The sequence below is a fragment of the Moritella sp. 28 genome, from assembly GCF_018219435.1.
Lineage (GTDB): Bacteria > Pseudomonadota > Gammaproteobacteria > Enterobacterales > Moritellaceae > Moritella.
In genome coordinates, this window is sequence record NZ_CP056121.1 from 3,233,526 (window position 1) to 3,248,748 (window position 15,223).

10 protein-coding genes are annotated in these 15,223 nt (G+C 40.6%); 1 reads left to right on the forward strand and 9 read right to left on the reverse strand.

Translation table 11 applies throughout. The annotated features are described in order from the left end of the window. Window positions 1-6: 6 nt before the first annotated feature. The 5 genes from acnD to HWV02_RS14305 all read right to left on the reverse strand — a co-directional run bounded on the left by acnD (window position 7) and on the right by HWV02_RS14305 (window position 6,419). Window positions 7-2,610 carry a Fe/S-dependent 2-methylisocitrate dehydratase AcnD gene (gene acnD, locus HWV02_RS14285; RefSeq protein ID WP_211688360.1) on the reverse strand — a complete coding sequence of 868 codons (2,604 nt, stop codon included), beginning with the start codon at window positions 2,608-2,610 and terminating at the stop codon, window positions 7-9. Between the two features lie 191 nt (window positions 2,611-2,801). Next, complete coding sequence (gene prpC, locus HWV02_RS14290; protein WP_211688362.1) at window positions 2,802-3,926, reverse strand: 2-methylcitrate synthase; 1,125 nt, start codon at window positions 3,924-3,926, stop codon at window positions 2,802-2,804. A gap of 292 nt (window positions 3,927-4,218) precedes the next feature. After that, window positions 4,219-5,127: a methylisocitrate lyase gene (prpB, locus tag HWV02_RS14295; protein ID WP_211688364.1), complete on the reverse strand. Its 909-nt coding sequence runs from the start codon at window positions 5,125-5,127 to the stop codon at window positions 4,219-4,221. 1 nt (window position 5,128) lies between these two features. Beyond that, on the reverse strand, window positions 5,129-5,872 hold the full coding sequence (locus tag HWV02_RS14300; RefSeq protein ID WP_211688366.1) for a GntR family transcriptional regulator: 744 nt from the start codon (window positions 5,870-5,872) through the stop codon (window positions 5,129-5,131). A 91-nt stretch (window positions 5,873-5,963) separates the two neighbouring features. Further along, window positions 5,964-6,419 (reverse strand): isoprenylcysteine carboxylmethyltransferase family protein, encoded by a 456-nt coding sequence (locus tag HWV02_RS14305; protein ID WP_211690591.1) that lies wholly within the window; start codon window positions 6,417-6,419, stop codon window positions 5,964-5,966. 410 nt (window positions 6,420-6,829) lie between these two features. Between HWV02_RS14305 and HWV02_RS14310 the strand changes: the two genes are divergently transcribed. Further along, on the forward strand, window positions 6,830-8,407 hold the full coding sequence (locus HWV02_RS14310) for a BCCT family transporter (protein ID WP_211676451.1): 1,578 nt from the start codon (window positions 6,830-6,832) through the stop codon (window positions 8,405-8,407). Between the two features lie 147 nt (window positions 8,408-8,554). Here HWV02_RS14310 and HWV02_RS14315 read toward each other — a convergent pair whose 3' ends face one another. From HWV02_RS14315 to HWV02_RS14330, 4 genes are read right to left on the reverse strand one after another with little or no spacing between them, the layout of a single operon-like run. After that, window positions 8,555-9,736: a CDP-archaeol synthase gene (locus HWV02_RS14315; RefSeq protein WP_211688368.1), complete on the reverse strand. Its 1,182-nt coding sequence runs from the start codon at window positions 9,734-9,736 to the stop codon at window positions 8,555-8,557. 1 nt (window position 9,737) lies between these two features. Continuing rightward, the gene (locus HWV02_RS14320) at window positions 9,738-11,372 is read right to left on the reverse strand and encodes an AMP-binding protein (RefSeq protein ID WP_211688370.1); all 1,635 of its coding nucleotides are present in this window, start codon (window positions 11,370-11,372) and stop codon (window positions 9,738-9,740) included. 19 nt (window positions 11,373-11,391) lie between these two features. Then, the gene (locus HWV02_RS14325) at window positions 11,392-12,504 is read right to left on the reverse strand and encodes a hypothetical protein (protein WP_211688371.1); all 1,113 of its coding nucleotides are present in this window, start codon (window positions 12,502-12,504) and stop codon (window positions 11,392-11,394) included. Continuing rightward, window positions 12,497-15,223, reverse strand: coding sequence for a phosphoenolpyruvate synthase (locus tag HWV02_RS14330; protein WP_211688373.1), 2,727 nt, complete (start codon window positions 15,221-15,223; stop codon window positions 12,497-12,499). The genes HWV02_RS14325 and HWV02_RS14330 overlap by 8 nt, the downstream gene beginning before the upstream one ends.

A 15,223-nucleotide genomic window follows, 5' to 3' on the forward strand; every position in this document is an offset into this window, starting at 1 on the left:
AAATAGCTAGGCCTCACTCGATTCAAGGAAATCTTGTGCAAAGCGTTGTAGTACACCACCTGCCGCATAGATAGATACTTCTTCTGCCGTATCTAAACGACAAGTCACAGGCACTTCAAGGGCTTCACCATTTTTACGAGTTATGACTAGCGTTAGGGCTGCAAGCGGGGTTGGCTCACCAATGACGTCAAAAGTTTCACTGCCATCAATTGCATAAGTTTTACGGCTTTCACCCGCTTTAAACTCAAGTGGTAGTACGCCCATACCAACCAAGTTAGTACGGTGAATACGTTCAAACCCTTCTGCAACAATCGCTTCTACACCCGCTAAACGAACGCCTTTCGCCGCCCAGTCACGTGAAGAGCCTTGGCCATAATCGGCACCTGCGACGATAATCAGAGGTTGCTTACGCTCCATGTAGGTTTCAATCGCTTCCCACATGCGCATTACGTTCCCTTCAGGCTCAACTCGTGCTAATGAACCTTGTTTAACTTTGCCGTTTTCTAGCACCATTTCATTATTCAATTTAGGATTTGCAAAGGTCGCTCGTTGCGCCGTAAGGTGATCACCTCGATGGGTAGCGTATGAGTTAAAGTCAACTTCCGGCAAACCCATTTTATCTAAATACGCACCTGCCGCACTATCAAGCATGATGGCGTTAGAAGGAGATAAATGGTCGGTAGTAATATTATCGCCCAATACCGCTAGAGGACGCATACCTTTAAGGCTACGCTCACCTGCTAATGCACCTTCCCAATAAGGCGGACGACGAATGTAGGTACTCATTTCACGCCAGTCATACAGCGGGTTATTTTTCTCACCGTAATCAACACTACACTCTATATCACTACTAAACATCGGGTTGTAGACTTGACGAAATTGTTCTGGTTTCACACTTGCCTTAAGCACAGCATCAATTTCTTCATCGCTCGGCCAAATGTCTTTCAGTGTGATTGCGTTACCAGCTTGATCTAAACCAAGAGTGTCACGTTCAATATCAAAACGGATAGTACCAGCAATCGCATAAGCAACCACTAAAGGTGGGGACGCAATAAAGGCCTCATTGGCATGTGGGTGAATACGACCATCAAAGTTCCTGTTACCTGATAACACAGCGGTCGCATACAGGTCACGATCTAAAATCTCTTGCTGAATAACGGGATCAAGTGCCCCACTCATACCATTACAAGACGTACAGGCAAACGCCACAATACCAAAGCCAAGTTGCTCTAGTTCCGGCAATAAATCGGCTTCTTGTAGGTAGAGTTCCACCGCTTTTGAACCTGGAGCCAATGAGGTTTTAACCCAAGGTTTACGTGTTAACCCAAGCTTATTGGCGTTACGAGCAATCAAACCTGCCGCAATCATATTGCGCGGATTACTGGTATTGGTACAACTAGTGATTGCAGCAATGATCACTGAACCATCTGGCATTTTACCTGGTATATTTTCGACCTTGCCACTGATGCCACGCTTGGCTAATTCAGAGGTAGGAACACGATTATGCGGATTAGATGGTCCAGCAATGTTACGGCACACAGTCGATAAATCGAATGTAAGTACACGTTCATATTCAACGTTTGCTAAGTCATCGGCCCATAGACCCGTTTCTTTGGCGTAAGTTTCCACCAGCTTAACTTGTTCGTCTTCACGACCAGTTAACTTAAGGTAATCGATAGTTTGTTCGTCGATTGAGAACAACGCCGCTGTAGCACCATATTCTGGTGTCATATTAGAAATGGTGGCCCGATCGCCTAAGGTCAGATGCGCAACACCCGTACCATAAAACTCTAAATAACTTGATACTACTTTCTGTGCGCGTAAAAACTCGGTCAATGCTAAAACGGTATCTGTTGCCGTCATGCCCGCAGGTGGTTTACCAGTCAGCTCAACACCAATGATATCGGGTAAACGCATATATGACGCTCGACCAAGCATCACGCTTTCTGCCTCAAGCCCGCCCACACCAATTGCAATTACACCTAATGCATCAACCATAGGCGTATGACTATCTGTGCCCACTAAGGTATCTGGAAATGCCACACCATTGCGTGATTGGATCACAGGTGACATGCGCTCTAAGTTAATCTGATGCAGGATACCGTTACCTGGAGGAATAACATCAATGTTTTTAAAGGCTGTTTTCGTCCAGTTAATAAAGTGGAAACGATCATCGTTGCGACGATCTTCAATTGCACGGTTTTTTTCAAATGCATCAGCTTCAAAACCTGCATGTTCAACAGCTAATGAATGGTCAACAATCAATTGTGTTGGGACGACTGGATTAACCTTAGATGGGTCTCCACCTTTTTCAGCAATCGCATCACGTAATCCCGCTAAATCAACTAATGCGGTTTGACCTAAAATATCATGACAAACGACACGCGCAGGAAACCAAGGAAAATCTAGATCGCGTTTACGTTCAATTAACTGCTTTAACGAATCTTCTAATATCTCAGGATCACAGCGACGTACTAAGTTTTCTGCAAATACGCGTGAAGTATAAGGCAAAGTGGCATACGCACCGGGTTGGATTGAATCAACTGCAGAACGGGTATCAAAATAATCGAGCTCACTGCCCGGTAACGGTTTACGATAGTTAATGTTCATAACTTAATCCATTAAATAAATGGGGCTGAGGTAAAGCACAAAAAACCGGCTTTACTCCTCCCTCTTTTAATCAAAACTAACATTGTGACCTGCTCATTTTATCAATAATGAAAACAAGTAGATCACGCAATACAGTGTTATTTACTCATTCTGTATGAATGCTTTAATAACAGTTACTATTCTGTCTTTAGTTATCTGTCTGCAATAGGTGTTACCACTCTAGGCTCTGCACCAATATAATCTGCACTTGGGCGAATAATACGGTTGTTATTACGCTGTTCCATCACGTGCGCAGCCCAACCAGTTAGACGCGAGCAGACAAAAATTGGGGTAAATAATTTAGTCGGAATGCCCATGAAATGATAAGCCGACGCATGGAAGAAATCGGCGTTACAGAATAATTTTTTGCTGTCCCACATGAACTCTTCACATGCCACCGAAATATCGTATAACGAAGTATCGCCGTGTTCGTGAGCTAGTTTTTCTGACCATTTTTTGATGATCACATTACGCGGATCGGAAGTGCGGTAAATTGCATGACCAAAGCCCATAATTTTTTCTTTACGTTCAAGCATGCCAGCCATCTGCGTTTTCGCATCTGCAGGTGAAGTAAACGCCTGAATCATGTCCATTGCAGCTTCATTTGCACCACCGTGTAATGGCCCACGTAATGTACCAATAGCACCCGTTACACACGAGAACATATCCGACAATGTTGATGCACACACGCGTGCAGTAAAGGTTGAAGCATTAAATTCATGTTCGGAATAAAGGATCAGCGATACATCCATCACTCGACGATGCTGTTCTGAGGGGGTTTCACCGCGCAATAATTTAAGAAAGTGACCAGCAAGAGATTCTTCATCAGTAGTACAGTCAATTTCTACACCATCATGAGAATAACGATACCAATAACACATGATTGCAGGGAATGCTGCCAGTAGACGGTTTGCCGCTTTGTTTTGCACGGAAAAATCCGTTTCAGGTTCAATGTTACCCAAGAATGAACAACCCGTTCGCATAACGTCCATTGGATGCGTATCTGCAGGAATGTGCTGTAATACTTCTTTTAACGATTGAGGTAAATCACGTAGGGTGTCCAATTCAGCTTTGTATGTTTCAAGCTGATCAAGTGTCGGTAATTCACCGTTAAACAATAGGTAAGCAACCTCTTCGAATGTAGCGTGCTCGGCTAGATCGGCTATGTCATAACCACAATACGTTAAGCCACTACCTGATTTACCAACCGTACATAATTTTGTTTCACCTGCGCTTTGACCACGTAAGCCAGCGCCTGATAATTTTTTATCTGTCATAATTATTCCTTTAATTATTATTTTGATTAATGTAAAACAGTTAATTTCAAACGGTTAATAGCAACTCTACATACTCAACTGTCCTTGACTACAGTTGGCTCACATTGCAACATCCTGTTCACTACTATTCGCTTGATGATTTAATTTCTATATATGTAATGCCTATATTTTATGTGTATCGTTTTATGTCTAATGTAAGTAATTTTAGTCGATGATTACGCGGACTATTTTTTCCTTCGGCTTTTTATTTATTTTTTCCCTCGACTTTTTATTTATTTTTTCCTTCGACTTTTTATTTATTTTTTCCTTCGGAAAATAGACTATCAAGTTTTTTCTCATAATCGTGGTAACCGAGATAATCGTATAAATCCATACGCGTTTGCATGTTATCAACTACGGCTTTTTGGTCTCCGTCAGCTAGCAAGGTTTTATAAACCTGTTCAGCCGCTTTATTCATCGCACGAAATGCAGATAATGGATAAAGCACCATGGCGCAACCCCACTCTCCAAGCTGCTCTTTATTCCATAATTCGGTTTGCCCAAACTCAGTGATATTCGCCAAAATAGGTACATCTAACGCCGCCGAGAACGCACGATAATGCGCTTCGGTTTTCACAGCTTCAGCAAAAATACCGTCAGCACCCGCTTCAACATACGCTTGTGCTCTGGCAATCGCGGCTTCTAAACCCTCTTGTGCGAATGAATCGGTACGCGCCATAATGAAAAAATCAGCATCAATACGCGCATCAACCGCTGCTTTAATACGGTCAACCATCTCTTCTGTCGACACAATTTCTTTATTCGGGCGATGACCACAACGTTTTTGTGCTACTTGATCTTCAATATGAACAGCTGCCGCGCCCGCTTTTTCCATATCACGAATGGTTTTAGCAATGTTAAATGCACCGCCCCAGCCCGTATCAATGTCGACCAACAAAGGTAAACTCGATGCGGCAGTAATACGCTGTACATCGGCGATCACATCATTCAATGAGGTCATACCTAAGTCAGGTAAACCGTAAGACGCATTGGCAACACCGCCACCTGACAGATAGATAGCCTGATGACCCAGCTGCTCTGCCATCATTGCGCAATACGCATTAATAGTACCGACGACTTGCAGGGGTTTATTATTGGTCAGTGCTAAACGAAACTTAGCGCCTGGGGATAAACGTTTAGGCGAAGCTGATTCTATAGACATATTATTTCTCTCCTTGAACTGGTGTAGTGTCTGTCTTTAATTCTGCTTTTGTCTTTAATTCTATTTCTAGTTGAAGTGCAATTTTATTTTCAATATTTTTACGTGAAGCAGCAATATGACGGCGCATTAGCATTTCGGCTAATTCTCCATCGCGGTCACTGATGGCTTCGATGATTTGGGCGTGTTCTGAAAAAGCGCGGCTGGCTCTGGGACTGTGCATACCAAACTGGCAGCGGTACATGCGAACTAAATGATAGAGCTGACCACATATCAAATGAATGAGTTGAGCATTATGACTACCCAGAATCACTTTATAATGAAAGTCTAAATCACCTTCTTCTTGATAATAAGCGACACCATCTTTCAATGCTTGTACTGACGCATGTTGATTAAGCATGGCTTTCATGTCGACAATTTCATTATCTGTCATGTTTTCAGCCGCTTGTCTGCATGCCATGCCTTCTAACGCTTCACGTACAAAGTAAAGATCGAGTAGACCTTGAGTTGTGCACTGTACTACCCGTGAACCGACATTCGCTTTACGCTCAATTAAATGGCATTTTTCTAATCGGTTTAACGCTTCACGAAGGGTAGAGCGACTAACTTGGTAGCGCTTTGCGAGCTCGGGTTCACTAATCTTACTACCAGCAAGTATTTCACCATCTACAATGGCACGCTGCATTAGCTCAAAAACTTTATCGGCTGTAGTCACAGCGACTATTTTTGTTGGATCTTCTAAAGGCATAAGATTGTCGACAATGTTTGAATTTCATTCAATATTATTGAATTTTTACATTTTGTCAACATTGGCGCAACCAAATGGTCGATTAATAAATTTATAACCAACGACGAACCTGTGATAAGTACGCAGTAAATTCAGCGCCAAATATTGTGGTGAGCGCCCTCTCCTCTGGAATGATTTGGTACTTATTCATATAAAAAACAAAGCCCACTATGACAAAAATAGTCCAAGGAGAGGATAAGTAAACGCCCCAAGAAAGTAAAAACAAAGCAAAACCAACATACATAGGATTTCGAGATATTCTGTAAATACCAGAATTCACTAATGATGATGCAGTCTCTGGCTTTAATGGATTAACTGTCGTAGCCGCCTTTTTAAAAGACACCACACCTGCGACACAAAAGAAACTACCTAAGGCAACGATTAGCAAGGACAAGGGTAACCGCAGTGTTGAACTAAATGTCAAACTTGGAGTAATAAGTGATACTCCCCACATAAGTACGGCAAATAATAAAGTAATAACAGGTGGTGGAATTTTGTTTTCAAGTATCGACATCGTATCGCTCCAAATAACTTAAATGATTGTTATAGAATACGTTATTTAATCTTCTTGAAAATAACTCAATATCATAATTTTGTGAACTGGACAGTTATTCAACCTGATCTATACTAAACAATGAAGAGCGTTTTTTTCTACCAATAGACCTTAGAGGTGAGGTAGATATAGCAACCACGTCAGTTTCTGGGCTTAAAGCGTGGTCAACGAGAAAGAAGCAGAACCCTGTATTAGCTAATTCTCGACGCGCTTTTCACACTTTTCCATCACAGATAAACCGCTTATTAGGCGGTTTTATACTTTATAACCTTTTATTCTTCTGATATTTAACTCTAAATTTGCTAAACTAACCCATAATAAATAAATACACCAATATAGAACAGGACTGTTCTAACTGAGGACTAATGAGTATTAATAGGGATAAATACAGTATTGATAATACTGATTATACTGTTGGACAAGATAACGTTCAAAAATGGGGGTTTGACGTACATAACCCAGTATTTGGTATTAGTGCATCGTTAATTGGCCTATTCTTGGTCGCTATTTTATTAGTAGAACCTGAAACATCGAAATCATTTCTAGATGGTATTAAATGGCAAATCATCGCCAGTTTTGATGGCTTATTCATGTGGTCTGCAAATATCTTCGTTATTTTCTGCCTAGCGCTAATTGTCTCGCCATACGGTAAAATTCGTTTAGGTGGTGATGACGCTAAAACTGATTATAGCCGTATGTCATGGTTAGCTATGTTATTTGCTGCTGGCATGGGTATCGGTCTTATGTTTTGGGGGGTTGCTGAGCCCGTTTCTTATTATACAGGCTCGTATCACACGCCTCTCAATGTGGCAGCTAACACACCTGAAGCAGCTCAGCTTGCATTAGGCGCAACGATGTTCCACTGGGGCTTACACCCATGGGCAATCTACGGTGTCGTCGCATTAGCACTGGCTTTCTTTGCTTATAATAAAGGCCTTCCACTTTCAATGCGCTCTGTGTTTTATCCAATACTAGGGGATCGTACTTGGGGCTGGGCTGGTCACATTGTCGATATTCTTGCGGTAATAGCGACCTTGTTTGGTCTTGCTACATCACTTGGTTTAGGTGCACAACAAGCTGCGAGTGGTTTCCATCACGTGTTCGGTATTGCTGATAGCCTGGGTTTACAGATCACCATTATCATTGTTGTCACACTGATTGCGGTCGGCTCTGTGGTACGTGGTATTGATGGCGGCGTAAAAGTAATTAGTAATATCAATATGCTACTTGCCATTGTGTTACTTGTTTTTGTTGCTTTAGTTACCCTGGCTGTTTCTATGGGCACCATCCCAATGACAATCATGGGTTATGTTAAGAATATCATTCCACTCAGCAACCCTATGGACCGAGCTGATGAAGCATGGATGCACGGCTGGACAGTGTTCTATTGGGCATGGTGGATCTCATGGTCACCATTCGTTGGTATGTTCATTGCGCGTATTTCACGTGGCCGTACTATTCGTGAATTCCTGACTGCGGTATTACTTGTTCCAACCGCTGTGACTATCTTATGGATGTCTGTATTTGGTGGCGTAGCCATTGATCAAATTGTGAATAATATTGGTACTTTAGGTAGTGAAGGCTTAACAGAAGTACCTTTAGCTATGTTCCAAATGTTTGATTCTTTACCTTTAGGTAATTTTTTATCAATACTTGCGATCATACTGGTATTAGTTTTCTTCATTACTTCTTCTGATTCAGGCTCTTTGGTTATCGACAGTATTACTGCGGGCGGTAAAGTTGATGCTCCGATTCCACAGCGTGTGTTCTGGGCATTAATTGAAGGTGCAATTGCTACAGGTCTCCTTTGGGTTGGTGGTACACAAGCAATTGAAGCGCTACAAGCTGGTGCGATTTCAACAGCCCTCCCCTTCACTATTATCTTATTAGTGATGTGTGTGAGCTTGATTATGGGTTTGAGAACAGAACAGCGTAATCGCTAAGATTAATATCTAGCGTAATCAATATAAGCTGTCAGTACCTTCGTATTGGCAGCTTTCAAACATTCCCACCACTCAATTGTTAACCTTTCGCTACATAAAAGTTACTACGAATAATGATGATACGAAAGCGTACCATCATTATTTTAGTTACACTGCACTTGATTTCAACTTGTTATTGAACAGCCATCTTTTTACTAAAAGTGCTGTGATTGGGAAACAAAGTACGTACACCCATAATATTTCAAAAGAGAAACCAAATACTAAACTGTACATAATTACGATGCCAATGGCTGAATCCAACTGATCTATCGCCATGAAACAGTACTTGTTCTTTTTAGGTAATTCTCCAGGCCCGATACCCAAATAACGCTTAAAGTAAGAATTTGGGAACTCCCCCAATATATACCCCACACCAGTGATAAAGCCCAAAAACAAAATGTTGATATTGGGTAATAGGCCTTCTCCATATACGTTTGTTAATACGAACTCCAAGAGCATCAATACCAGAGCACTAACCATGGTTAACAAAGGTACAAGTATGACCCCTCGCCATGTTTTGTTTGCACCAAATAATGATTTGCTAACAGGGACAACTAAAAAACTCAGTCTATTTTTACTCACAAACATCATATGTAATACACCTCCCAAAGCGGCAGGAATCAGAAGATATAAAGCGAGTAATATATCCATTATAGGAGAACCCTTATCATGATTTAAAAGTTCCAAAATCGTAAAAAATAATATACCTGTTAATGTAATTTTTACAATTTGGCTGATCGATTTAAACTTAAAGAAGGGCTTTCTTACGACCATATAATAACTAAACAAAGATAACCCCACAGCAAGTGAAATATATGCTGAAAATGACCCAAAAAGCCTTTCAATAACAAAAGCAGCAGAAAGAATAAAAATACTCCAGAAGACAGGCATCCCTAAATAACTTAATCCATTCTCCTCTTTTATATTGCCAGTTTGATTAAACGCGGCAAGCCTGACACTCCCACTGGTTATCATCGCCATAATGAAAAGAGACCAATAGCCATCAAAACCCCATTGGTACATGACGACTCCAGGTGTAATTAAGTATATTTGCATATCCATAAAACCATCAAGATAACGGCCAAAATCACGTTCTAGTCCCCATTTTCTCGCAAGAATGCCGTCTAATGCATCAGCTATCATCGCAATGAATAGCAGTACCATTGCAAAATATGGACGTCCATCAATCGCACTAATCAATGCAGTAAAAGTGGTAAACACGCTTGTTAACGTTAATAAGTCAACGCGATTTAACTTTATAATATAAGGTGATTCTATTTTTTCAATCATATTAACAACTCCATGTTTCTGCATTAGACGTCTTACGACTTAAAATGTGCTCTCGTAACATTGGGCGATCAATTTTACTATTATGCCGACCATCAACAGGGATTTTAGGCAGGACTAAAGACAGGACTAGCTGAATACCCGACTGACGTAATATTTGCTGAATTTGCTCCTGTAAACCAATGTTGATTTCAGTCTTGAGTTGTAAGAACAAATAAACACGACTCTCATGTGAAATTAAAGCTGCACGTGTCACGTCTTTTAATGCATCAAGTGCACGCTCGATTGGATATGCTTGTAAAGACTCATTATTTACATAAATAATATCTTTTACACGTCCAGTTAGCCAAAGTCTTCCTTGCCTATCTAATAGCCCTGTATCGCCTGTTCTATGCCAAACCAACCCATTATTACGCGGGATTTTGTTTTCCCTATTTGCGCTTGGATTATCAAGGTATTGCTGAAGAACATGCTCTCCACTGACGAGTATCTCTCCTACTTGACCCTGTTTTTTGATGCCTAAACCAAGAGATGACTCATGGCAACAATCATCACTCACATCAGCAATTAAGACGTCACAAAATTCATGTGGCATACCCACTAAGTAACCATCGGCATGATTATGGTCTGTGATATACGTTTTCATATCGATAGTTGAAATTGGCTCAGCCTCTGTCGAACCATAAATGATGATGCCATGAGCATTTGGAAATGCCTGCAGTATTCGTTTAGCAAGTTCAACCGGCACAGTGGCACCACCTACAACGACCTGCCCAATATCCGTCATTGATTGATTATGACTTAATAACCAATCAACCAATTTAGAAATATAAGCAGGTGCGCCTGATATTTGTGTTACGTCAGCTTGCTTAAGTTGTTCAATCACAATGCCAGCATTCACGCCTGCAGGATCAGCAAAGTCAACCTTAGGAATAATTGTGCTCATACCACAACTTAAGTTATGCAAGACAATCATTGGGAAGCAAGGACTATCAATAGCATTCTCACCATCTCCTTCTAACAGGCTGATGGCTCGATGCTGGTTAACTAAACTGCAGTGTGTACGGTCAGCCCCTTTCGGCCGACCTGTACTACCAGAAGTAAACGTGATTAATCCATGGTCAGTATTATTCCGTGCTATGCATATCGGCACAGCTGTCGTTTTTAACGCCAATTGTTGTAAAATACACCCATAGCCAATTCCCGGATTATCTACAGCCAAACGCTCAAGCCGCCATAGCGAGGGGATAAACCAAAACAATTTTATTAAGGCCGAAAAGCTAATAATGGCTTTTGCATTTGCATCTTGGATCGCCATTTGTATTTTTTTTCTACCCATCCCCGTATCAATAAATACAGGTATGATTCCAATTGCTGTCATAGACAGCGCAATTGCATATAAATGCTGGCTGGGTTTTAAAATAATAATCACCCTATCAGTAGCCTTCCAGCCCTTACTTCGCCATAGCTGTTGATAGCGGTTAACAAGATTCAATAATTCCGCATACGTACAAGATTCTTCTGACAAATAATCTTGTTTATCCATCACAGGAATTTTTAATGCTAATTTGTTGGGAAATCGATTCGCTTGATACATAAAATCGGCGGCCATATTTCCATTATGATAAGTCTCATTCATCCTAAACGCCCTTTTGTTATTAAGAGTTATCCAATGATTTACTGAATAAAGCGTACTTCCTTTCAATTTCCCAATCTTTGAGAAAAGCCAAGCTACGGTTGTCTTCTCGTACCATCGCGCCTGAAAGCTGCTCGTAATATTCATTAGCCCAAATGGAGGTTTGCATCGCAACAAGTGTCGACAACCCTTTAGAACGATATTTAGGGTCGGCACCACCGGTTTTCATCAGTAAAAGCCTTGGACGACTTAAAGCGTCGTAATGTGTGCTGTAATTAAGTTCAGCCACATCCAGTTGCTCACCTTGTTGATTCACAAGTTCACCGTAATCGGGAAAGCAGAGTAAAAATACGGCTATTCCCCCTTGTTTATCGAGTACAAGTACTGATGTTTTAGGACATAACTTGGCAGCGAACTTCTCACCAAAGTGATGTTTGAAGTGAGTCCAAGTTACGGGCGTATACGCAAAATTATCTTTGAAACTTTGGTCAATCATGGGGTAAAACTGGTCTAGTTTATCCAGCCATATCTCAGGTGTTAACTGCGTAATAGTAAATTCGTGACCAATTTTAGTCATTAGTCCGTCATAAAAAGGACGAACCTGTAACGCGAACTCTGATAATTTATCGTGAATACGAGAAACATAGTTATATTTAATCCCGAACCCTAATTGTGATAATAGGTCTGGGTAATAATCAGGGTTAAAGGGTTCACCAATAAATGCAGGACTGGTAAAACTATTTATCCGTATACGATTTTCACCATATGTACTGAAGTCAATCGGTCCATATAATCGAGTTGCACCTTTCGATTTTGCCCATGTCTCTACTTGAGAGAATAGAACTCGATTTAACTCAACATTATTAACCGTTTCCCAAAATCCAAAATAGGCGACGGTCTCCCCATCTATTTGTTGATTCGGATTGAAGAAAGCAACAACTCTTGCTTCATTTTCATAGACAATAACCTTTGCTTCGCAGTGTTTAAAATAAGGATTATCAGCACTAAACTGCTGGCGAATTTGAGCTTCACTTTCTTTAATCCAGTAAGCTTTATTCTGATATATCTTGGCTGCAACATCAAAAAATGCATTCGGCAATGTATTTTCAGGTATCCATGATTGATGATTAATCATTATCCGATACCTCAATTCGCTCAATTTTTCCAGACGTACCATCCATGCGGATCTTTTCATGATCGGTTAGGATTTTAGTTAAATTAGGCACACCAACGATAGCCGGAATTCCAAGCTCGCGAGCGACAACAGCAGAATGCGACAATGTTGAACCCCGCTCGACGATAATACCACCAGCAGTTGGAAATAATGGAGCCCAGCCGGGATCGGTTCTTACAGTACAGAGGATTTGACCATCTAGACTTAGCTCGTCATCAGGAGAGAAAATCAAGCGTATGTTTTTCTCTACAACACCTGGATAACAGCCTGTTCCCTTTAAATGTTCAGAATTTAGATCAAGGTCTTCATCTTGATGCGGATACTCATAGACGTTATTGCAATAAACCGCACCTTTAGTCCAAAAGTGATGTGGTAAGTCACTATCTTCGTACGATGCAAACTCTTGCTTACGTGGGGCAATAAGAGTATCGAGTTTGGTATGTATGGAACGACCTTCTTTATAAGCATAAATTTCTTCGATACTTAGAAAGAATATATCTCTTGGTTCGTCTATCTTGCCGTAAAACGCAAGCTGTTCGCCAATTTCTAAGTAAATACTTCTAAATAAACCAAAGGCTCGTGTACGTGCCAAACGCATATTTTCTCTATTCCGAATAGCATCTCTCAGCTTTCCAAGGTCTATTTTGAATTTCCTTAATGATCGACGTCCTAATTTACTTTCAATTAATGGATAAACTAATTCTTCCGCTTCTTTTCTAAATTTACTCTCATTTTTGGCCAAAGACTCAAGGCTTAAATCAGGGTTTGCTAAGAAGTTTTTTAATATAGCAAACATGAACGAGGAATCTTGACGCAGTGTGATAGATTCAAGTTTTAACTCACCTATAGTTCGGTCACCAAAACGCTCGATGTAGTCCATACACTGTGAATAGAATTGAGGGTCACGAGTCTGTATTAAACCAAGTAATTTACTGTTTTCACCCTCAAGGACTAGATTTTTCATCTCTTCATGTTGACGTAAATAGCCACACATACGTAGCAAGAACTTCGTTGGTTCAGTACTTTCAATCCCCTCTTCACCCGAGAGTAAATTGTTTTGCACTACATCTGGGTATTCTACACTCACCTTTTCTAACCAACGATGCACCTTTCCGTTCATCGTCATTACATAAAAGTCATTAACAATTGGTGACGTCCAGTTTAAAAATATATCTGCATCTAGCTGCTTGCTTTTATTAATAAGTTGACCAATCGTCAACGTGTGTAACTGCTCTCTATTGATTGCGCTATAGACTTGTTGAAAACGCGCTCTAAATTCTGCTACTAGTGTATCCATCTTTCTGTATCGACTGAGCAAGGCAAATAATGCTTTAAATATTTGTGGTACCTTTTTTAATTTCTCATTAAAAGAAAGCTGTTTATCTTGGATCATATCAACAGGATCAGTTAACCCCATCATACGTTCCATATCAGCCTTATTCGTTTTAAATGAAGGAAGGAACTGTAACCCTAAATACCAATTATTGATGTTGTAATAGACTCGGCCATTTATTAAACCCAGCATGTTATTTAGCATATCCTGATTTTCTTGCACTACTTTTTCACTAATGCCAAGCAACCTGAATGTTTGCTCGTAAACATGTTTGTAAGCTCTATTGGCAAAACTAAAGGTTAATGGCGTTGTTACGCCACAATAAGACTCTTGAATATTAGAATTATCCCAAACTTGTACATCATCTGTAGCAGCGTTAATAGGTGGTAAAGAGGTAATTGGACGCGTTTGTAAAATATAAAAATGACCACCTTTTAAACACCACTCGATGTCTTGAGGCATTTGGTAACTTTCAGCAATTTTCAAACCAATATCACGTAACACTAATATCTGTTGTTTTTCCAAACATGCGATGTTCCGACGCCCATCATCAACAGGCACTTCTGTTGTGCCGTGTGTACCGCCTGCATCAAATATTAAAGCTGTGTCTTTATCATTAATGATCGTATCTACATCATCGTTATACAGAGCAACTGTTGTTTCATCTGTATTACAAATACCAGAAACAATCCCTTCGCCACAACCCCATGTTGATGAAATTAAAGCGTGCTGGCGACTACCTGTAATAGGCTGAGCTGTAAACATAACCCCTGCAACGTCAGCATCGACCATTTCTTGAATAATCACCGCTGCCCGAATATCGCTAAGATCGAGCCCTTTTTGGATCCTATAGGCTAATGCCCGATGATTAAATGCACTTTGCATCACTTTAATAATCGAGGTGAAAATAGCATTTTCGCCACTTTGATATAAGTATGAATCCATCTGTCCTGCGAAAGATGCACCTTCAGCATCCTCCCCCACAACAGATGAGCGTACAGCAAAAGATGTATTGGCTAATACGTCATCCGGGATTGAACTACGGATACCCTGTATTATTTCGTCATTTAATTGCTGCTTGCCGATCTCTGCTTGAATCTCTTGCGCAATGCCTGCAATAACCTTGTTATTTTTTTCACCCGCTAATAATTTAACTTTAGCTTCAACCCAACCCTTAATACCAAGCTGCTCAAGTTGTGTTGAAAAACCTTGAGTTGTGAGTACCCACCACTTAGGAACAGTGAATCCATTACGTGTTAACAATGCTAAATTTTCAGCTTTACCACCGAGTAAATCGGTATCCACTTGTGCCGCTTCTACGGCATCTAAAATATATTTTGTGGTCAT